This is a genomic window from Spirosoma arcticum, from assembly GCF_054779955.1.
Genome location: NZ_BAAGXG010000006.1, coordinates 297,997 through 317,216 on the forward strand (window position 1 = coordinate 297,997; position 19,220 = coordinate 317,216).

Below are 19,220 nucleotides of genomic sequence, written 5' to 3' on the forward strand. Positions count from 1 at the left end.
GTAGGGAAGAGGTGTGTACGTTTATCCACACATTTCAACCAATGTGCTAAAATTACACATTCGTGACGACCCATACATATGCGGGACACATTCATCATGGAACCCATTAATGGCTGATTATCAGAATTGTAATATCGTTTTTTTTGGATTGGCTTTACCGAAAATTTGTGTGGCACAGTTTAGGCTTATATAAGTTACCATCACGACTATCCTTATGTGGACTACTTCTCACTTTCCGGCAGCGATGCGTTCGCTCAATCCCAGTACGCGCCTTAAGGCAATCGAAATCGCCAATCAACTGCTCGAGAAAGGCCATGTCGACAAACAGCGTATAATTAGTACCAGCATTGACGAGGCCCGCCGGTGGGCACGGTGCGAACACGCGGACTCAGACGTTTTACTTAACCAGATGCGGCCCTTTTTGTAAAACGGGTTCGCGTTCGCTCATGATCTGGAAGAAAAATATCTATGACTCGTTAATTAGCTGTGCAAACCTCTGCGACGAGTTTGCTGCCGATTGCTTCCGGTCTGAGGATGTTGAAAGCCAGTATTGTAGTCTGTTCCTGAGTCTGGATTGTGCCGATATATGCCGTCAGTTAGCGATGCTCTACGTTCGGGATTCGGAGAATATACTGCTGTTGGCTAAAGCCTGCGTTGAGGTCTGCGAGAAATGCGCTCAGCAGGCGAACACCCTCGACACGCAACGTTGTCAGCACGTATATGCGTCATGTCAGCAAACAATTTCGAGTTGCGTTAGTATTCTAAACATGGCGCATCACACCGATGCATCCAGCACATCGGCTCTAACGTCCACGTCGCTGTTTTCCGGCGTAGACCTCCGCAAAACATTTTACAATTAAACGCAGCCACAGTCGTCATAAGTCGTGGAAGGAATAAGGAGCTGGTGCCAAATTCCTTGTGACTCGTACGATAGCCGTGGCGTAAAACTAATTTTCTTGCCGTATGGAAAGCAAACCACAGAAAAACGAAAAGATGGAGAAAGTCCGTGATATGGTGGAGGGAATCCGCATCGCCATGATGACGACCATCGATGAACAGGGTAATTTAGTGAGCCGCCCCATGGCCGCCCTACAGTTTGATGAGGAAGGAAACGTGTGGTTTTTCACGAACCGTTCGTCACCCAAAGTTGACCAGATCGAACACGTTGAGCAACGCGTCAATGTATCGTTCGTGTCGGTCAGCGATGCCGATTACGTGTCAATTTCCGGCACCGCCAATGAGGTAGACGACCGGGCCAAGATCGACGAACTCTGGAATCCGCAGGCTAAAGCCTGGTTTCCAAAAGGAAAGGATGATCCAGATCTTACGCTTCTGAAGGTACACACCCAAATGGCTGAGTACTGGAACTCCAGCGACAGCACAATGGTCCGGCTGTTTCAGCAGGCCAGCGCGGCCATAGTGGGCACAACGCCTAAAATGGGCGAGAACGAAAAAGTATATAACTAATCAAAAAGCGAAAGAGCGGGTGAGTGAGCGAGTGAATATGTATTCCGTACGTATTCACTCGTTCACTCACCCGCTCTTTCGCCCTTTTCTCCGTTTATGATTGTAAACCAAATAGATGCTGGCTGGCAGATTATCAACCAGCAGGCGCATGGCCTGTTAGCTGTTCAGGCGGCCATGCATTGGCGGGCTGACAAGCGTCCGGTTCACTGGATCGAAACGCTCATTGCTCTGACCGAACATGACGATGGTCAGGACCCCTGGGAAGGGCGCAACCACCTCACCACCGCCGGTGCTCCCCTGCATTTTCAGATACTGGAGTACTCCGTTGAGCAGTGCCGTAACATGATTGACATTGGCCTTCAGAAGAGCCGCTGGAATGCCCTCATGCTGTCGATGCACACGACATTTCTGTACGAGCAAAAGCGGGGGACGGATGGCGAACTGGATAAATTTCTGGATCAGCAGATCAGCAGTCAGGTCAAGTGGCGCAGGCAGTACAAAGCCACCAAGGCCGAGGCCGACTATGCCTACGCCTTTGTACAGTGGTGCGATGCTTTGTCGCTGGTACTATGCCTGAGTCAGCTACCATCCGAAAGCCGTCGTCTGGAAGTTAGCAAAGGACCGGATGGCGAACCCTATTTTATTTTTCAGCGTGCGGATGAATCGCTGGGTCTGGACCCCTGGCCGTTCGACGCTTCGGAGTTCTCCGTTCACGTCGAAACGTTTCAATTAGCTAAGCTAACTTTTCAGGACGACAACGAACTTTACAATTCAATGCAGGACGCACCGATGGTGCTGAAGGAATGGTTGTTTAAGAAATGACGAATAGTGTATATATAAATCGGAAATTATCCAATAGGAATAGTAGATTAAAAACAAAAAAGCCTGCCTCCAATGGAAGCAGGCTTTCCGATCCCACCATTCACTACACTACCAAGGCCAGACGAGCCATCGACGCATGAGCAGAGTCGACGCTCTGTTTTTGACGCAATAACAATTCGCGTGTACTGGCTACTAAGTCCGTCTCCTGTAAAACAGAGTTATAATTATCGAGGGCTTCCTGATCGCCCCGCTGGCATTCCTGTACCGTTGCTTTGTCGTCGTCTTTGGCAAACGTGGACTTCACGTTGATCCAGGCGCGGTGCAGGTCGGAGGCTAAGCTCGTGCCGTTATCCGGCTCGCCACCCAAGGTCCGAACTTCCCGTTCCAGTTCCATTGCAAATTCGCCACGCTGACGTGATTGTGCCAAAAACAGGCTTTTCAATTCCGCGTCTTTAGCATTCTCGGCTGCTTCCTGATAGCCCTTTTCTGCATCGCGGCTGGTGGTAAGCAACTTATTCAACTGATCGAGGATTTCACCTCTTGTCTCTTTAACATTCATAACGTTAAGTTGTTTAGTTGTGTAATAAATAAATAGAGTAGTGAAAAATGTACAGTGCCGGACGTGTAATTCAAATCATAAGTTTACGATTTGTAAACCAGAATACGCCATTCATCGTCAGGATTTACTGGGGTCATGACCCCAATTTTTTAATGAATATTCCCAATTCGATCCTTCTGTTTTTTCAGGCTTTTGAGCACTGTGCCGTTTGACATAGCTGACGACTTTCCGCATGTGCGCGTAATCATCATCCGACAGATCGGCCGCTTTTTTACCTAAAATTTCGATGACCCGCTCCCCCGATTTATGCCCTGTCGATTCGTCATCACCGTCTTTCTTCTGACCAACTGAGTTCGACTCCTCCGTTTTGAGCCACTTCTCAAGTTGGGAAGCCGACATATTAACGACATCGTCAAACTCCGTCTTCACGTCCTTCTTCTCCTGATCGTCGAGCGCTGCCATAATCGCAGTTAATTATTTTTTGGTGACCTCACTGGTCGATTTAACCACTTTTTTGTCGCCTTGTTTAATCACCAAAGCGGGTTTGTCGGCCGACCCTTTGCGCTTTACTTTCGTGCCCTGCACCGTTTTCTCAACGTCCTCTTTGTGAACTTCGGTAACTGTGCCTTCCGCTTTTCCTTTGCCAAACTTCCACGTCACCTCATTGCCCTTTTTTATCGTTGCCATACCGCACATTGTTTATAAACGTCGGGCATTGGCCGTTGCAACGCCCGACGCTTTGTTTATTCGTTGCTTAACTTACCATCTTTAGCATCGCGCTGCATCTGCTTATTGGCAAACACCGCCACGTCGACCCGGCGGTTTTTACTGCGCCCGGCTTCCGTCGTGTTGTCAGCTACGGGTTGCGCTTCACCGTACCCCATTTCGTCGACCCGCGATGACTTAACACCCTGCGATTCCAGAAACTCACCAACCGCATCAGCCCGTCGATTCGACAGTTTCTGATTGTGAGCGTCCGAACCGGTGGCATCAGCATGACCTTCGATTCGAATATCCGTGTCTTCGTATTTGTTAAGCGTTTTGGCAAAGTCGGTCAGTTGACGCTTGGTTTCCGACTTTAGTTGGTATGAATCGACATCGAACAGAATATCGGAACCAAAGGTGATCTTGATTCCTTCGCCCACCCGCTCAACCTGCGCCGTTGGCAATTCCCGTCTCATCTCTTCGGCCTGCTTGTCCATCCGGCGTCCAATAACGGCTCCGGCGGCACCGCCTACCGTAGCACCCAATATGGCACCCAGCGCTGTGTTACCCGACCGACGGCCAACGACACCACCGATTACAGCTCCGCTACCAGCGCCAATAACCGCTCCGCGTTGCGTCTTGTTCGTATTATTTTTAACTGATTTACAACTCGTGAGTACGTCTGTTGATAAAAGACTACCAACCAGCAGTACGGCGACAGATTTTCTACTGAGTGAATTAAACTGACTTTTCATTGTGTGTTGTGAACAATTGGTACTGCCTATAGACGCCCAAACGCTGTACCAGTTTAATCCGGTTGCCAGCCAGGTTGCACCTTCATTACTTTAATTAATTGATTTTTAGCGACTTAATGCATTATCTATTCTTTATCATTCATGATGTATAATAACTTACTAAATAAAGTAGATAGAGTAACGGGAAGTCGAATGCCTATTTATGTAGAGCGGGTTCTACACTATGGAGTAACCAGGCAGTAGTAAAGGCAGTAATCATCAAGTCGGCAGACGTTAGCTTCCAGGTATATTTTGCCGGGCTAAATAGATTATTTATCTGATTTGCAGCAGTTTATGGAAGGTAATTTTTGATTTTCTCCTGCGGATTAGCAAACGAAAAACAGTGTCTCAGCGTTAAAAATAGAGACAGTGAAATTCTATAAAATCAATTCATGCTGCTATTAAAATCCGTTTTTATACTGCTGCTAACGAGCAGCCTGTTGCTAATTGCTCCAACGAGTTGTCAGACGTCCAACGTTGTTGACCCGACCGCGCCCGCCCGAACGCTTGTTAGCAGTTCGCCCCTTAGTGAGGTAACGGCCGCTCAATTACGTGGTCGCTACACCGGAGCAAGCGCCGTATTTCAGTTCTTTGTCCGGTACGGCATTGCAGCTTACCGGCTGGAATATACCACAACCAATAGTGATGGAAAGAAGATCAAAGCATCCGGGGCAGTTATTGTCCCTACTGGTGCGGCCACGGCTCTGCCGTTGCTGAGTATGCAGCACGGTACTATTCAGAACGACAGCGATGCGCCCTCTTACTTTGGGTCTGGCAGCGAAGCTTATACGCTCGGGTCGCTGTTTGCGTCGCAGGGCTATATCATTGCCGCCCCGGACTACATTGGTTACGGAGCCTCGAAGGACGTTCCGCACACCTACGAACAGCGCAACGGTTTGGCAACGGCCTCGCTCGACATGCTGCGTGCCACCCGTGAGTTTTTGGCCGACAGGAATGTGAACTGGGACAAGCGGCTGTTCGTGGCGGGTTACTCGGAAGGCGGCTATGCAACGCTGGCCCTGCAAAAAAAGATTGAAGAAGAAACGGGCAGTGAATTTAACTTAGTGGCGTCGAGTTGCGGAGCCGGAGCCTACGACAAACCGGCGTTTATGCGGCAGATCGTCAACGAGCGCACTAGTGGCATCGCTTACATCAACCGGCTGTACGTGTGGGTGTTGCTGACCTACGACCGTATCTACGGACTGAATCGGCCCATGACCCATTACTTCAAAGAGCCGTATGCATCGCAGGTGGCGGCTAAAGGTAAAGATGTGGACATCAGCGTCAGCCTGAACACGACATTTACCGACACCTTTAAAAAAGCCATCAATGACGGTACGGACGCCGATTTTCTGAAAGCCGTGCAGGATAACGATATTCACGATTGGAAACCCCGCACACCCACGCGGCTTTACCACGGCGACGCCGACGAGACGGTGCTTTACCTGAATTCGCAGAATACCTACCAGGCTATGCAAAAACGGGGTGCGGCCAACGTCCGGCTGGAGACGCTAAAGGGGGCCAACCACCCCACGGGTATTCTGGGATTCGTAACCGGGACTTACTCATTTTTCGGTACGGTTCAGTAACTCACAAACGCAAACGATTTGCTGTCGGGCGACCAGCAGGGAACGTTGATCGTTCCCTGCCCACCCGTAAACCGGGCCAGTTCGCTGAACTTGCCCGGTTTTTTTGTGTCCATGAGTCGCAGCATCACGGCTTTATCGGCGGGGTGGGCCGTTTTCTGGTCTTCTAAATAGCTGATAAACAGCATCCATCGGCCGTCGGGCGACAGGTGCGGAAACCAGTTGGCATAGGCGTCGCTGGTAATCTGTTCGGGTTGGGAGCCGTCGGCACGCATCCGCCAGATCTGCATTCGATCCGTGCGGAACGAATTGAAGTAAATGTATTTACCATCGGGCGAGTACTCCGGGCCGTCGTCAAGGCCGGGTGCGGTTGTCAGGCGGGTTTCGGGGCCCCCGCCAATTGGAACGGAGTAAATGTCGTAATCAGGTTTGTCGTCCGGGCCAACCGGCCGCTCACCAACAAACGCCAGCGTTTTGCCGTCGGGCGAGACGCCGTGCCAGTACGACGGTCCTTGCGCCGTAATACGGGTTGGCTCACCGCCCGTCAGGGGCAGCGTAAACACGTTGGAATTGGTACTGCCGCCGGGGTTATTGGCGTTCGCACTGATAATAATCGTCTGACCATCGGGGGTTAGTCCGTGATCGTTGTTGCACGTGGTCACCGAACCCGTATTAATAACCGTTTTCTGACCATTGGCCACGGCGACTTTATAGAGCAGTCCCCGCTCATTTATAATCAACGATTTGCCATCGCGCGTCCAGTTTGGGGCCTCGAACCGGACGCTGTCCTGCCGAACGACGCGCCGGTTGCCGGTGGCAAGATCATAAATTTCCAACCGGCTAAGGACGGGTTTGGGCGGAGTTGACTGGGCCATTGTGCTGCCGGTCGAAACGAGCAGAAAGCAGATGAATACGCTGAATTTCCTCATGCCCACTACAAGACGGACTGGCGACTACTTTACTGTAACAATCGCGTAGGGAGCCTGATTGGGCTGGCGGATTTTGGTGCCAACCGGTAGCTGAAAGCGGTCGTCGTCATGAATGATCAGAAGTTGATTTTTATCCAGCGGTGTCAGGTCCTCGGCTTTGTGACCGAAGCTGAGCGGCTGTCCTTGGCTATCGCGCACGAGCGTAAACGGCTTGTTGGCAAACAGATCATCCGGTGAAATAGACCATAGGTAGGCATCGAGCCGGTCGGTCGTTTCGAGCGACGTCAGCAGGTAGAAGCGCTTGTGATACGGGTCATATTCCAAACTCGACAGGCTTAGCGGCCGGGGCAGCGTCGGTTCTGCTTTTGCCGGGTCGAAGTCAGCAATCACGCGCCAGTCGTCGCGGAGTCGGATACGCGCATCGGTGCCGCTTCCGTCAATGGAATATGACACTGCAATAATTTTGTCGACGGGTTTGAAGCTGCTGAACGACGCCCCCACCTCCCGAACGCCGAATAAGAGGTGTTGGTCCGTTGCCGCCAGCCCTTCGATTTTGAAGTAGGGCGCACCGCCCGGAAACTCATCGGTAGCGAGTGTCTGTGCCAGTTTGGCCCGGTAGGCAATGGATGTCCGGCTCGTATCGTCGGGGGCCAGCACGCGTGGTTGCTGCTCATTGCCGGTGGGCCAGTACAGAATCGTGTTGTAGCCGTCCCACTCAGCACTGACTGGTTTCACGCGGTCGAAGGCGGTGGTCAGCAACACAAACGTACGGTCGGGTGTTTGGGCAAAATCTTCGTATTTCCGCCCAACTGAATACGCCGGTGCCATCAGATAGGTTGGCATTTGCGTTGAATCGGCCAGTGTAACCCGCGTTTTCAGGAATGCCGGACTCTGGGTAGGTGGCATGTCTTTGTCGTTGGCAAACAGCAGGTTGCGCCCGTCATAGGCCACCGCCGACGCTTCGCACCAAACGGCTTTGCCATCCAGCAGGGTTCCCGGCGCGAAGCAGGTCAACAAGCCTTGTTCCGTGATGGTGGCCGAGCGAGGGCCGGAGGAAAGTCGGGCCGTTTTGCAGGAGAAAGTCAGCAGTAAAACAAACGACGCCAGTGTGCGCAACCGGTAATTCATAAGAAAAATTGGTGATTATAACCGCAAACTACTCGGATTCCTGCCGCAACACAAACCCGACACCGTGGATATTTTCGATCCGCACGGCCGGGGCGTCGGCGAGTCGTTTGCGGAGCCGGGAGATGAACACGTCGAGGCTGCGGCCCATGAAATAATCATCGTCGCCCCAAACGGCCCGGAGCAGTTCGTCGCGCCGGACGAGCGTGTTGGGCCGGTCGAGCAGGTAGGCCAGCACGTCGGCTTCGCGGTGGGTGAGCGTTTGGGCGGAGCTGTCCGGCAGATGCCCATTGACGCGCAGGGTCAGGTTGTGCCGGTCGAGGACCAGCGTACCCGGTTTTTCAACGGCCGCAACCGGCAGTGGTGGGGCAGCCCCAGCGGGCGAACGTCTCAGAAAAACCTTGATTTTCAGGATCAGTTCTTCAATGCTGAACGGCTTGGTCAGGTAATCATCGGCTCCGAGCCGCAGTCCCTGCAACCGGTTGTCTTTATCGGCCAGCGCACTCAGAAACAATATCGGCACGTGGGTATCGACAGTCCGAATTTGCCGGGCCAGTGCAAAGCCGTCGGTCGATGTCGTTGGCTGAAGCATTACGTCCAACAGGCACAGATCGAAGTGACCCGCCCGAAACGTGGCCCAGGCGTCGGTTCCGGTGGTGCAGTGCGTTATGGAGAACGGCACGTTCTCTAACGTGTCGCGAATGACGAAACCAAGGTTAACGTCGTCTTCAACGAACAGGATGCGGGCGGGTGTCAATAGTGAAGGAGTGAGAGGGCGAAAGAGTGAAAGAGTGAAAGGGTGAATAGCTGACGCATCACTCATTCACTCTTTCACTCATTAAGAACGTGCTGCCCCGGCCCGGCTCGCTGTCGAGCGTGAGCGGCCAGCCGTGCGCCCGCGCCACCTGCCACACATAGTAGAGGCCCAGACCGAAGCCGCTGACGTTGGTGGTGTGGTTAGTCGGGACGCGGAAAAATTGCCAGAAAACGGCTTTCTGGTGCGCTGGCGCAATGCCAATGCCATTATCCTGCACCGACCAGATTAATCGCCCCGCTGACTGCCGGGTGTGGAGCACAACGCGGGCCGGAGCCGGGCTGTATTTAATGGCGTTGTCGATCAGGTTGTTCAGCGCGGTTTCTAGTTGGTAGCGGTCGGCCTGGATAATTGGGTTAGACGCGTCGAGATCGAGCGCTACGTGAGGAGCGAATGCATCGGCCGCCGTCCGCATGATTTCGTGCAGATCGACGGTTGTTTTGTTCAGTGAAAAACCCGTATGTCCAGCACGTCCGTGGGTAGCCCGTGCCAGTTGCAGCACGCTGTTGATTTGATTTTGCAGCCGACTGCTTTCTTCGCTCAACACGCGGGCATACTGTTTAAGCCGATCAGGTTGCTGCGCAATGGTGTCGGACTGGAGCACGTCGGCGGCAATGCGGATGGTGGAAACGGGCGTTTGCAATTCGTGGGTAATGTTGTTGATGAAGTCGCGCTGCACCTCCGTCAGCCGACGTTGTTTGAGGACAACGCCCAGGGTGTACCCAAAGAAACTAACGACCAGCAGCACGGCCACCATCGACCATAGCCAGCCACTCAACTGCCCGGCCACAAACCCCGACTGATTGGGGAACCGGATGCCGAAATAGTACGTGTAGCGCGGGAACTTGGGCAGGTTCTTCGTTTTCGCCCCAGCCGCCCCGCCCGTGCTGACATATGCGCCGTAGACCATTCGGTCGGTTTCGCAGTCGTAGATACCGTACTCAAAATCGGTGATGAGCTGGTGCTGTTGCAGCGAGTTCTGGATGAACGTTTCGAGCGTGACAGGATCAATGGGTGCGTCGGTGTTAACGATAAAATAGTCGGCCGAAAGCTGCGTCACGGCGTAGCGGTTGAGCATGAATTTGTTCAGTCGGGCCACGTCATCGGCCACGTCCTGGAGGGCAATAAACGCCGACTGCCGAAACTGCCGGTCGCGCAGGGCGTAGGCGTTTCGCACCCAGACTGCCTGCACCGCCAGAATACCAACGATGCTCAGCACGGACAAGACGATTAACAGGCGGAGACGGGCCATTTGTGAATGAGTGAATGAGCGAATTGTAACGCCGAATCGTGGTGAATGAGCAAATGCCAAGACGGGTTCATGGCTGTAAAATAAGCACCATTCACTCATTCAATGATTCATTCATTCGCTAATTAAACTCTCGTTAACAACTCATTAACAAACGTTAGGTAGCCCTTAACAGCCAGGCAGGGAGGAAGACCATACGTTTGTATCGTCGCTTGGTTGAGCGGCTTTATAAACCATCTTACTTTATGAAACGCATGCTGTTGTTTGCTTCGCTGGTTATGCTGACCGTCTCCTTAGCCATGACCATCCCGTCGGCTCTGCTTATCTGGAGCGAAACTACCCACGATTTCGGGCGTATTGTTCAGGGTAAACCCGTCACCGCCGAATTTACCTTTACCAACACGGGCGAACTGCCGCTGCTCATTAACCACGCCAAAGGTTCCTGCGGCTGCACCGGCGTCGATTATCCCAAAGCGGCTATTTTGCCCGGTCAGGCAGGCCGCATCAAAGCGACCTTCAACGCGGCTGCATCCGGCACGTTCAACAAGAGCGTACTGGTCGAGTCGAACGCTGAGGGTGGCACAACGGTCCTGTATGTGAAAGGCGAAGTGATAAAAGAAGGGCAGAAGCAGTAATCGCTGTCACGCTTGTTCATGCAACGGCCGTCTGTAGTGACAAAAGCGACGTGCCAGCCGTTTACCGGTGGCTACGTCGCTTTTGTCCGTAAACAAGTCTGACTTACTCCGCAAGAAGAACCTTGCGTGTAATACGCTGATTCCCCTGGGTCATAATCAGAATATACAGGCCCCGGTTCAGATCCTGCACTGGCATACGAATCAGATTTTCACCTTCAACTACCCTATACTCTACCTGCCTTACTGGCTGGGCAATTGCGTTGACTAATTGCAGCGTTAATTCACCCGCCGATCCAGCCCTGTAACCAATGCGGACTTCATCGCGGGCCGGCACTGGAAAAACCCGAACGGTCTGCTCCGACTGGTCATCGACCGCATCAAGTGCCGCTAACCGATTACCGTTACCGTTGGTTGGTGGATACAATCGGGTTTGGGGAATAGTCTGAGTGCCCACGCCTGGGTAAGCCCACATCAACTGCGCTACGGCTCCCCCGTTGTTTTCATAATACTCCATCCGAATGTCGTACTTCTGCCCCGCAGTCAGGGCAATTGGTACGCTCGTATCTGTGGCATTTCCGTGATCCGTCCAGTTATTAATAACCTGCACACCATTGACCCACAACCGCACCCCGTCGTCTGAAACGGTGCTGAAAACGTAGTTCCCCGATACCGGAGCCTCCACCTGACCTGTCCAGCGGACCGAGAAATTGTCGGCATTTACCGAACTCGCCGGTGCTCCATTGCCCCAGTAGAAGTTGATGATGGGGTCCACGCGGGTCAGCACAGCAGGAACCGTCAGAGTCTGGTTGTTGAAGTACTCACCCAGCAACCCTGTGCCCGTGCCCCCACTGGGCGCGGGCGTCGGTGGGGGTGGCGGGGGTGGGGTTGTGCCACCTGCTACGCGGTAGTAGGCCGAGGCCGGAATGGTCTGCTTGCCCAGCCCCGGACCCGCGTAGCTCACGGTGATCTCCCGGCCACCGCCCCCCTGCAAAAACTGCACCGTCAGGGCGTGGCGGCCCGCTTTGAGCCCGATGCTGCCCGACTGCTCGGTGAGACCATGCAGCCCATCGTTGTTGACCACCTCAGTAGTGCCAATGAGCAGCTTGCTGCCGTCGTCCGAAGCGGTGTAGAAGGTATACTGCCCATCGGTGGGCACATTGACGTAGCCCCGGAAGCGAAGGGCGAACTGCTCATTGCGGGTGCTGACGGTCACGTCCACATTGCCGCTGGTGCCCGTCTTGGCGGGGGTGAGGGCGTTGAAGTCGGGCAGGGTGGCCCATTCTCCCTCGTAGTACTGGTAGTCCAGACCCCCCACGGCATTGGCCGGGTTTTCGGGGTCCCGCAATGTAACTGGTGGGGGTGGGGGTGGCGGGGGTGGTGTGCCACCTGCTACGCGGTAATAGGCCGAGGCCGGAATGGTCTGCTTGCCCAGCCCCGGACCCGCGTAGCTCACGGTGATCTCCCGACCACCGCCCCCCTGCAAAAACTGCACCGTCAGGGCGTGGCGGCCCGCTTTGAGGCCAATGCTGCCCGACTGCTCGGTCAGGCCATGCAGCCCATCGTTGTTGACCACCTCAGTAGTGCCAATGAGCAGCTTGCTGCCGTCGTCCGAAGCGGTGTAGAAGGTATACTGCCCATCGGTGGGCACATTGACGTAGCCCCGGAAGCGAAGGGCGAACTGCTCATTGCGGATGCTGACGGTCACGTCCACATTGCCAGCGGTGCCTGTCTTGGCGGGGGTGAGGGCGTTGAAGTCGGGCAGGGTGGCCCATTCTCCTTCGTAGTACTGGTAGTCCAGACCCCCCACGGCATTGGCCGGGTTCTCGGGGTCCCGCAATGTAACTGGTGGGGGTGGGGGTGGCGGGGGTGGTGTGCCACCTGCTACGCGGTAATAGGCCGAGGCCGGAATGGTCTGCTTGCCCAGCCCCGGACCCGCGTAGCTCACGGTGATCTCCCGACCACCGCCCCCCTGCAAAAACTGCACCGTCAGGGCGTGGCGACCCGCTTTGAGCCCGATGCTGCCCGACTGCTCGGTCAGGCCATGCAGCCCATCGTTGTTGACCACCTCAGTAGTGCCAATGAGCAGCTTGCTGCCGTCGTCTGAAGCGGTGTAGAAGGTGTACTGCCCATCGGTGGGCACATTGACGTAGCCCCGGAAGCGAAGAGCAAACTGCTCATTGCGGGTGCTGACGGTCACGTCCACATTGCCGCTGGTGCCCGTCTTGGCGGGGGTGAGGGCGTTGAAGTCGGGCAGCGTAGCCCATTCTCCTTCGTAGTACTGGTAGTCCAGACCCCCCACGGCATTGGCCGGGTTCTCGGGGTCCCGCAGTGTTGTCGGAGTCGGGGGTGGTGGAGGTGGGGGCGGGGGTGGCGTGCCACCCGGTACCCGGTATACAGAGGTGAATGGAACCATTCTTTTGCTTAATCCCGGCCCTTCGTAGCTCACGGTAAGCTCACGCCCCCCGCCAGCCTGCAGAAAGGTAACGGTCATAGCGTGCATACCCGCCTTGAGACCAATGTTGCCCGACTTCTCGATGGGTCCATGCCGCCCATCATTGTTGACTATTTCAGTGGTGCCAATGAATAGTTTACTGCCGTCGTCGGAAGCGGTGTAGAAGGTGTACTGCCCATTAGTGGGCACATAAACATAGCCCATAAATCGCATAGCATACTGCTCATTGCGGTTGCTGGCATACACGTCCACGTTACGAGCGGTTCCTACCTTAACGGGGGTAAGCGCGTTGAAGTCTGGTATGAAATCCCATTCTCCCTCATAATACTGGTAGTCGAGGCCTGCCACCGCATTGGCCGGGTTCTCAGGGTCCCGCAGTGTAACCGCTGGTCCCCCGCTGGCGGTGAAATTAGCGGTGTACGTCGCATTGCCGTCAGGCATATTAAAATTACCATTGCCATCGACATTAGGCGTCCAGTTTGCGAACGTATAGGTGGTTCCATCATGGACCTGTGGCGACGGCACGGTCAGGTTAACGACTGTGCCGGCGACAAACGAATTATCATAGGGTGTCAAACGGGGTTGCTGGCCATTAACGCTTACTTGTAAACCGGCGGGATTGGTAGCCATAGTTAACGTTACCACTTTAGGACGCACATCAACGTAGGTTGATGATTTGCTTCCCTGCAAATCGGTGACGGTCAGATGAATGCGATACCAGACGTTTGTTGACGTTTCGCCCAGCCTTGGAACCGTAAAACTGCCACTTTTGCCATCACCCGCCACATCCGGCGTTGGTCCGGGATGAAAATGCGTATCGTGGTGAAAATCGATTTGCCACTCAAAGGCCTCGGGCGACAGGTTGCCGTCTTCCTGGTCGGTGGCTGAGCCGCTGAATGTAATGACCTCTCCCCCGCTGTAGAGCCTTCCGTTGGGAGTCGGAGAAAGAATGTTGCCTACCGGGTTCTGATTTGATGTTATGGTGAGCGTTGCCCCATTGCTGTTTACAGTACCTGACGAGTTGGTAACTACTACCCGAAATACAACGCCATCGTCATCCTGCACGACCGGAGAGCGAGTGTAGCTCGTTCCTGTTGCTCCAGCTATGTTCGCCCCATTCCGCTGCCACTGATACGAAAGCCCCGTTCCCGAAGCGCCAACGGTAAAGGTGGCCGTTCCGCCCACCGGAGCAACCTGATTGAGGGGCTGAGCCGAAATAGTGGGAACGTTACTCCCGGTATATTGCACCCGCCACACTTCGCCTTCGCTGCTGGCTGTATTATCCTCAACGGAGCCGCCCCCTAAACCACCACGAGCCAGATAATATAAACTCCCATCGGGTCCAACTTTAAGGGCAACCGGTCGGTTAACGTTCGCAGCAAAGTCTGCAATTACCCGATCACCATTCGTCACGTCCAGTGTCCTGATGTATCCCTTGCAATAATCAGCGAAAAAGTATTTACCTGCATAATTAGCCGGAAAGTGATTAGTGACCTGGTTATAGAATGCACCACCCGTAATGGCACAACCATCCGTATGCGCATACGCAAAAGCCGGGTCCTGGTAATTAGCCGGTGGTGTCTCGTTGGTTCGATACCCTTCAATGCTGGGATAGCCGTAGTTTTTTCCGGCAAATACTTCATCAATCTCTTCGAAGTATGCTCCCCCTACCTCACTGACAAAGATCCGTTCTGTGCCCGGCTGCACAGTGGCTCTGTAGGGGTGACGGAACCCGAATGCCCAGATGGCCCGGTTCTTGCCGGTAGTGGTGTTGTAAAATGGATTGTCGGTGGGGATGCTTCCGTCCGGGTTAATCCGCAACACCTTCCCCAGCAAGGTGGTCAACGACTGAGCGTTTTGCGCCATACCGTTATCACCCGCTGTAATGAACAGCTTACCTCCGCTGAAAAACATGCCGCCCCCGTTATGGATGGAAGCCTGTAAATTGTCTAACTCCAGCAGGATCGTCTCGCTGCCGGGTACAACCAGATCACCATTAGCCCTAAAACGACTGACCCGGTTATGGACCGGGCTTGAGGCCACGGTGTAGTATACATATACGTATTGATTGGAAGCAAAATTCGGGTCGAATATGAGGGTTTGAAGCCCTCGCTCATCATTGTTATTAACGGATAACGTCAGAAACGGAGTAGGTAAAAGGTTACCATTTTTAATGATCCGTACCCGGCCGGCTTTCTCAGTAACAAACAAGCGGCCATCTGGTGCGAACTCCATTCCCGTTGGGTCAAGTCCGGTGGCAATCCGGGTTTCGGAAAAGCCGTTTGGCAGGGTGGATGCATACGTAGTAAACGATAGTAGAAAACCGATAGCCAGATGTAAATAAATTAGCCAGGCAGTTACACCGTTGTTTGCCAGATGAACCATTTTCTTCTTGATGAAGAAAATGTGTTTAGTAGAGTTTTTTTGCGCCATAACCTTCTGATCTATAATTAGATAAAGCAATTGCAAAATACAGAATAGACTAATTAATGTAAAATCTCCCGTGTCATTTTAATGCAACGCGCTTCAAATGATCTAATTTAATTATTGTTTGGTAGTAGCGGATAGGGGGGAACAGTATTCTGCGGGTGCCGGTGCCGTCGCTTTATTAATACTCGTCTTCCGGCGCACTTTACTTCGGCAACAACTATCCCCATATCGGCCTGACGAAGTACAGGAACAAGTTGTCTACTTTAATGTGAATACAGAATTAGTTTACTTAAATAAAGTCTAATGGTCGTAGGGTAAATGATCTGGTAATTCAACTTACTCCACCATAATGACGGACCGTAGACATTATGTGCAACATCAGCCGTTCGAATACACTATTTATCTTATTTTAGACCAACTAATTTCACTTCGTATCCACGTTATTTTAGACTGGCTTAGTTTACCGGCGCAGGTCAGTAAGAAACGTAAAAAAAGCAGTCCGGGCTTCATCAACTTTTGACCAGCTCCGCCAGCCCCACACCCGAATCGGCCGCGCCGTAGTACACCCAGAACTTTCCCGCCCGGTCGTCGCCGTCGGGCCATTGAATCCAGCCATTCGAGAACACGACATTGGGAAAGAAGCCCACCCGCTCCCACGGCAGTTCGGGTGTTAGCAACGGCACGTCGGAGCGGTCGAGCACGATGGATGGATCGTCTTTGTCCAGCAGGGCCAGCGCTAATGAGTAGGCGTGGGTGGCATCAGCGCCGTGGTAGCACACCAACCAGCCCTCGTCGGTCAGAATCGGCTCCGGTCCGGCTCCAATTTTGCCACCTTCCCACGCAAATTGAGCGTCGTCAAGGCCCCGCCCGCCGAACAGAAACCGGTGGTTGCCCCAGTGGATGCCATCTTCCGATTCGGCTAACCAGACCGAGGGCTTGCCAATGTCCGACACCATGGGCCGGTGCAGCAACATATACTTGCCATTGATCTGCTTAGGAAAAAGCGCAACGTCCTTGTTGGGCGGGGGAAGAATCATGCCCACCCGCTCCACGTCCCGAAAATCGGTTGTTACGGCCAGTCCCACACCCGGCCCGTGTTCGGATACGGCCGTGTAAGTAATCCAGTATTTTCCCTCCAGAAACGTGATGCGGGCGTCTTCGATGCCGTACGATTCGTCCATCCGGGCCGGGAAAAGAAACGGCTTTTCGTCGATGGCGAAGTGAATCCCATCGTGGCTGCGGGCAATACGAAGGTGACTTAGCGAGGTTAGGTACTGCTTGCCCTGAATCGTGACGACACGCGGATCGTACTCGCCATCCGGCTCGGCAAACCGTTTGATGGTCAGCGTTGGAACGCCGTCCTGCTCGTCAATCAGCGGTATACTAATGTAACCCTTCTCGGCTTTGGGCGCTTCGGCCACGCGCAGCAGCAGGATAACCTCATCGGCCACCAAACAGGCCGCCGGGTTAAACGCCCCCAGCACCTCGAAGCCGTCGATGGCGGGTTTAACGTCGCTTGTTTTTAGAATTGGCTGGTCAGAGAGTCGGCGGAGTTGGTAGTTGCGCATGAGTCAATCAGTCGGTGAGTTAGTGAGTCGGTCAGTGGCTGACGCAAATACTGTTCGCGCCAGCCATTGACTGACTCACTAACTCACCGACTGCCTGACTGTTTTAAAGCCGTTTACTCAATTAGTTTAAAATCCGGGTAACCTTACTTAATTTGTGCGGTTATGACCACTGCAAGCCTGACACACTCTGAAACCAGCTTACCCATGACTAATCAACCACTGTTCGATCAGGACGAAGATGTACTGATGATGAACCCCGATCCCGAAACAGCCGCCCTCGACGACGATGATGACGATTTCGACGGCGGTGCCGATTTTGATGAATTAGGCTCCGGTGCCACCAGCGGCTACGGAGAAGCAGACCTTGCCGATATAGACATTGCCGATGAGGAGCTAAGCGACGACGATTTGAGCGAAGAATTGGATGATGACGATGTTGAGGATGATCTCGATGACGACAGCACCCTATAATCAACGCCTTACTCACCAATTAACTATCCAGAATGACACCAGCCGAATCACCCGAAGAAGAACCACTTATTACAACCGAGGGTACCGATGAAGAAGGCACCGCACCCGACAGCGAAACCCAGTCATCGGCCGCCAGTGAATCCGGTGGGCGCACCAGCGAAGACGGCTCCCGCGCCCCCAACGACCCCGCCGAAGGTTAAACAGAGAATGAATAATAGTTGATGTAGAATGAATAATGCAGGATAGACAGTCCATTATTCATTCTACATTAACTATTATTCATTCTCTTCACATTACCTTCAACAGTGTCTGGCACTTCATTTCAGTTTCCTGCCATTCGCGTTCGGGCACGGAGTCTTCGGTCAGGCCCGCTCCGGCATAGAGCGTAGCTATTTTCCCTTCCAGCTTCATGCAGCGAATATGCACAAACAAGTTGGTGGCTGTTGAATTAGAACGATCACTGTACGGTGACTGGTCCGCGTCGTTGCTGTCAATATTGATCGGCCCCAGGAAACCTGCATAGAACTCGCGGTCGTGGGTCTCGTACCGTTTGATGAGCGAAAAGGCTACGTCGCGGGGTGTACCGCACACGGCCGACGTGGGATGCAGCAGCCGCAGCATAACGGTTCCAAGCTGAGGATAGCGCACGGCCTGCGTATCGACGGTGAAGCACGAACTGAGGTGCATCAAATTCCCGGCAATGATTGTTTTAGGCCCTTCTTCCACGTACTCCCGCAGCCGGATTCGCTTGAAACATTCGATAATGTAGCGACCAACCAGCGCCTGCTCCTCAATCTCTTTCTGCGACCACATCGCACTCGACGGGCGTTTGGGCGTACCGTCCGGCTCCAGTGCCGACTGCGTCCCGGCCAGCGATACGGTCTGAAAAATACCCTCGGCATTCGTGCTTACCAGCCGTTCGGGCGTGGCGCTGATCCAAATCTGACCAGTTTCGGGTAAGTAAACTGCTGATATAAAGGCAGTTGGATAGGTAGTACATAGCTGATCGAACAGCGCAACGGCGTTCGGGGTCTCATCAAAGGCTACCCGTTTGGTACGGGACAGCACGACCTTACGGAGTTCACCCCGCTGCATAGCGGCAACAGCTTCGCCCACGCTTTGCACATACCGCTCTTCTGCGTCAGGATCGGGTCGGGGCGTGGGGCGGGCGGGTGCGGTCTGCTTAGTTACCGACTGTTTCTGAATGCCCGTCAGTACGTTCTGGAACTGTTCGGCTGCTTGGCCCGCTACCTGATTCCCAATGATTACTTTGTTGTGGACTGGGTTGTCGGAGAAAACGGCGTGGATATCAGCCCGCAGAAAAAGCGTTCGGGCGGGGCTGTCGGGGCCGGTATCCAGATTGTTGAACGGGCTGATGGCGAACCCGGCGGGCAGTTCTTCCAGATCGACCGACACGCGGGGCAGCATCTCATCGAACGAAACGATCAGGTGTTTGTCGTGGTGATTGGGTAACCGCCAGAGCGCACCGGGAAAACCAAGCGTGCGGGCAGTTTCCCAAAAATCGAGGGCGGTGGGTTGAGTGGTGGTAACGGAGTTAACGACGTCAGGTTGCATAGCCAACAGGTCGGCCCGATTGGGGTCGGCTATAAGGGT

At 53.8% G+C, this 19,220-nt stretch carries 19 protein-coding genes; 8 read left to right on the top strand and 11 right to left on the bottom strand.

From position 1 onward, the window contains the following. Nucleotides 1–214: 214 nt before the first annotated feature. The 4 genes from ACYVHB_RS15715 to ACYVHB_RS15730 all read left to right on the top strand — a co-directional run bounded on the left by ACYVHB_RS15715 (nt 215) and on the right by ACYVHB_RS15730 (nt 2,289). Nucleotides 215–427: a DUF2188 domain-containing protein gene (locus ACYVHB_RS15715; protein ID WP_461052710.1), complete on the top strand. Its 213-nt coding sequence runs from the start codon at nt 215–217 to the stop codon at nt 425–427. Between the two features lie 19 nt (nt 428–446). Continuing rightward, entirely contained in the window at nt 447–860 is a 414-nt protein-coding gene (locus ACYVHB_RS15720) for a four-helix bundle copper-binding protein (RefSeq protein ID WP_461052711.1), read from the top strand. A 103-nt stretch (nt 861–963) separates the two neighbouring features. After that, nucleotides 964–1,467 (top strand): pyridoxamine 5'-phosphate oxidase family protein, encoded by a 504-nt coding sequence (locus tag ACYVHB_RS15725; protein ID WP_461052712.1) that lies wholly within the window; start codon nt 964–966, stop codon nt 1,465–1,467. A gap of 96 nt (nt 1,468–1,563) precedes the next feature. Continuing rightward, nucleotides 1,564–2,289: a DUF3891 family protein gene (locus ACYVHB_RS15730; RefSeq protein ID WP_461052713.1), complete on the top strand. Its 726-nt coding sequence runs from the start codon at nt 1,564–1,566 to the stop codon at nt 2,287–2,289. 103 nt (nt 2,290–2,392) lie between these two features. Here ACYVHB_RS15730 and ACYVHB_RS15735 read toward each other — a convergent pair whose 3' ends face one another. The 4 genes from ACYVHB_RS15735 to ACYVHB_RS15750 form a co-directional block, all read right to left on the bottom strand. After that, nucleotides 2,393–2,848: a ferritin-like domain-containing protein gene (locus ACYVHB_RS15735; RefSeq protein WP_461052714.1), complete on the bottom strand. Its 456-nt coding sequence runs from the start codon at nt 2,846–2,848 to the stop codon at nt 2,393–2,395. Nucleotides 2,849–2,965: 117 nt separating this feature from the next. Further along, on the bottom strand, nt 2,966–3,310 hold the full coding sequence (locus tag ACYVHB_RS15740; protein WP_461052715.1) for a DUF3140 domain-containing protein: 345 nt from the start codon (nt 3,308–3,310) through the stop codon (nt 2,966–2,968). 12 nt (nt 3,311–3,322) lie between these two features. Further along, a complete protein-coding gene (locus ACYVHB_RS15745) occupies nt 3,323–3,535 on the bottom strand; it encodes a hypervirulence associated TUDOR domain-containing protein (protein ID WP_461052716.1) in 213 nt (70 codons plus the stop codon). Between the two features lie 56 nt (nt 3,536–3,591). Then, a complete protein-coding gene (locus ACYVHB_RS15750; protein ID WP_461052717.1) occupies nt 3,592–4,308 on the bottom strand; it encodes an OmpA family protein in 717 nt (238 codons plus the stop codon). Nucleotides 4,309–4,739: 431 nt separating this feature from the next. On the opposite strand from ACYVHB_RS15750, the gene ACYVHB_RS15755 reads away from it, so the two are divergent. After that, entirely contained in the window at nt 4,740–5,936 is a 1,197-nt protein-coding gene (locus ACYVHB_RS15755; RefSeq protein ID WP_461052718.1) for an alpha/beta hydrolase family protein, read from the top strand. Here the strand turns inward: ACYVHB_RS15755 and ACYVHB_RS15760 are convergent. The 4 genes from ACYVHB_RS15760 to ACYVHB_RS15775 are packed head-to-tail and all read right to left on the bottom strand — an operon-like array spanning nt 5,930 to nt 10,053. Then, the gene (locus ACYVHB_RS15760) at nt 5,930–6,862 is read right to left on the bottom strand and encodes a TolB family protein (protein WP_461052719.1); all 933 of its coding nucleotides are present in this window, start codon (nt 6,860–6,862) and stop codon (nt 5,930–5,932) included. The genes ACYVHB_RS15755 and ACYVHB_RS15760 overlap by 7 nt on opposite strands. 24 nt (nt 6,863–6,886) lie before the next feature. Further along, a complete protein-coding gene (locus tag ACYVHB_RS15765; protein ID WP_461052720.1) occupies nt 6,887–7,990 on the bottom strand; it encodes a hypothetical protein in 1,104 nt (367 codons plus the stop codon). Nucleotides 7,991–8,018: 28 nt separating this feature from the next. Further along, on the bottom strand, nt 8,019–8,810 hold the full coding sequence (locus ACYVHB_RS15770; protein WP_461052721.1) for a response regulator transcription factor: 792 nt from the start codon (nt 8,808–8,810) through the stop codon (nt 8,019–8,021). After that, complete coding sequence (locus ACYVHB_RS15775) at nt 8,803–10,053, bottom strand: sensor histidine kinase (RefSeq protein WP_461052722.1); 1,251 nt, start codon at nt 10,051–10,053, stop codon at nt 8,803–8,805. The genes ACYVHB_RS15770 and ACYVHB_RS15775 overlap by 8 nt, the downstream gene beginning before the upstream one ends. Nucleotides 10,054–10,295: 242 nt before the next feature. Between ACYVHB_RS15775 and ACYVHB_RS15780 the strand changes: the two genes are divergently transcribed. Then, entirely contained in the window at nt 10,296–10,685 is a 390-nt protein-coding gene (locus tag ACYVHB_RS15780) for a DUF1573 domain-containing protein (protein ID WP_461052723.1), read from the top strand. A gap of 103 nt (nt 10,686–10,788) precedes the next feature. On the opposite strand, the gene ACYVHB_RS15785 is transcribed toward ACYVHB_RS15780, so the two are convergent. After that, the gene (locus tag ACYVHB_RS15785) at nt 10,789–15,570 is read right to left on the bottom strand and encodes a PA14 domain-containing protein (protein ID WP_461052724.1); all 4,782 of its coding nucleotides are present in this window, start codon (nt 15,568–15,570) and stop codon (nt 10,789–10,791) included. A 506-nt stretch (nt 15,571–16,076) separates the two neighbouring features. After that, nucleotides 16,077–17,135, bottom strand: a complete 1,059-nt coding sequence (locus ACYVHB_RS15790) for a glycoside hydrolase family 130 protein (RefSeq protein WP_461052725.1) — start codon at nt 17,133–17,135, stop codon at nt 16,077–16,079. Nucleotides 17,136–17,339: 204 nt separating this feature from the next. Here ACYVHB_RS15790 and ACYVHB_RS15795 point away from each other — a divergent pair, with 204 nt between their 5' ends. Together ACYVHB_RS15795 and ACYVHB_RS15800 are read left to right on the top strand one after the other, a co-directional pair. Beyond that, a complete protein-coding gene (locus tag ACYVHB_RS15795; RefSeq protein ID WP_461052726.1) occupies nt 17,340–17,606 on the top strand; it encodes an adhesin in 267 nt (88 codons plus the stop codon). 32 nt (nt 17,607–17,638) lie between these two features. Next, a complete protein-coding gene (locus tag ACYVHB_RS15800; protein ID WP_461052727.1) occupies nt 17,639–17,806 on the top strand; it encodes a hypothetical protein in 168 nt (55 codons plus the stop codon). A gap of 88 nt (nt 17,807–17,894) precedes the next feature. Here the strand turns inward: ACYVHB_RS15800 and ACYVHB_RS15805 are convergent, their stop codons facing one another. Then, nucleotides 17,895–19,181 carry a chorismate-binding protein gene (locus tag ACYVHB_RS15805; protein ID WP_461052921.1) on the bottom strand — a complete coding sequence of 429 codons (1,287 nt, stop codon included), beginning with the start codon at nt 19,179–19,181 and terminating at the stop codon, nt 17,895–17,897. Between the last annotated feature and the right edge of the window lie 39 nt (nt 19,182–19,220).

What these genes read in the sequence shown, in the direction of transcription:
- ACYVHB_RS15715 (WP_461052710.1), top strand. Translation starts at nt 215, where the DNA reads ATGTGGACTACTTCTCACTTTCCGGCAGCGATGCGTTCGCTCAATCCC.
- ACYVHB_RS15720 (WP_461052711.1), top strand. Translation starts at nt 447, where the DNA reads ATGATCTGGAAGAAAAATATCTATGACTCGTTAATTAGCTGTGCAAAC.
- ACYVHB_RS15725 (WP_461052712.1), top strand. Translation starts at nt 964, where the DNA reads ATGGAAAGCAAACCACAGAAAAACGAAAAGATGGAGAAAGTCCGTGAT.
- ACYVHB_RS15730 (WP_461052713.1), top strand. Translation starts at nt 1,564, where the DNA reads ATGATTGTAAACCAAATAGATGCTGGCTGGCAGATTATCAACCAGCAG.
- ACYVHB_RS15735 (WP_461052714.1), bottom strand. Translation starts at nt 2,848, where the DNA reads ATGAATGTTAAAGAGACAAGAGGTGAAATCCTCGATCAGTTGAATAAG.
- ACYVHB_RS15740 (WP_461052715.1), bottom strand. Translation starts at nt 3,310, where the DNA reads ATGGCAGCGCTCGACGATCAGGAGAAGAAGGACGTGAAGACGGAGTTT.
- ACYVHB_RS15745 (WP_461052716.1), bottom strand. Translation starts at nt 3,535, where the DNA reads ATGGCAACGATAAAAAAGGGCAATGAGGTGACGTGGAAGTTTGGCAAA.
- ACYVHB_RS15750 (WP_461052717.1), bottom strand. Translation starts at nt 4,308, where the DNA reads ATGAAAAGTCAGTTTAATTCACTCAGTAGAAAATCTGTCGCCGTACTG.
- ACYVHB_RS15755 (WP_461052718.1), top strand. Translation starts at nt 4,740, where the DNA reads ATGCTGCTATTAAAATCCGTTTTTATACTGCTGCTAACGAGCAGCCTG.
- ACYVHB_RS15760 (WP_461052719.1), bottom strand. Translation starts at nt 6,862, where the DNA reads ATGAGGAAATTCAGCGTATTCATCTGCTTTCTGCTCGTTTCGACCGGC.
- ACYVHB_RS15765 (WP_461052720.1), bottom strand. Translation starts at nt 7,990, where the DNA reads ATGAATTACCGGTTGCGCACACTGGCGTCGTTTGTTTTACTGCTGACT.
- ACYVHB_RS15770 (WP_461052721.1), bottom strand. Translation starts at nt 8,810, where the DNA reads ATGAGTGATGCGTCAGCTATTCACCCTTTCACTCTTTCACTCTTTCGC.
- ACYVHB_RS15775 (WP_461052722.1), bottom strand. Translation starts at nt 10,053, where the DNA reads ATGGCCCGTCTCCGCCTGTTAATCGTCTTGTCCGTGCTGAGCATCGTT.
- ACYVHB_RS15780 (WP_461052723.1), top strand. Translation starts at nt 10,296, where the DNA reads ATGAAACGCATGCTGTTGTTTGCTTCGCTGGTTATGCTGACCGTCTCC.
- ACYVHB_RS15785 (WP_461052724.1), bottom strand. Translation starts at nt 15,570, where the DNA reads ATGGCGCAAAAAAACTCTACTAAACACATTTTCTTCATCAAGAAGAAA.
- ACYVHB_RS15790 (WP_461052725.1), bottom strand. Translation starts at nt 17,135, where the DNA reads ATGCGCAACTACCAACTCCGCCGACTCTCTGACCAGCCAATTCTAAAA.
- ACYVHB_RS15795 (WP_461052726.1), top strand. Translation starts at nt 17,340, where the DNA reads ATGACTAATCAACCACTGTTCGATCAGGACGAAGATGTACTGATGATG.
- ACYVHB_RS15800 (WP_461052727.1), top strand. Translation starts at nt 17,639, where the DNA reads ATGACACCAGCCGAATCACCCGAAGAAGAACCACTTATTACAACCGAG.
- ACYVHB_RS15805 (WP_461052921.1), bottom strand. Translation starts at nt 19,181, where the DNA reads ATGCAACCTGACGTCGTTAACTCCGTTACCACCACTCAACCCACCGCC.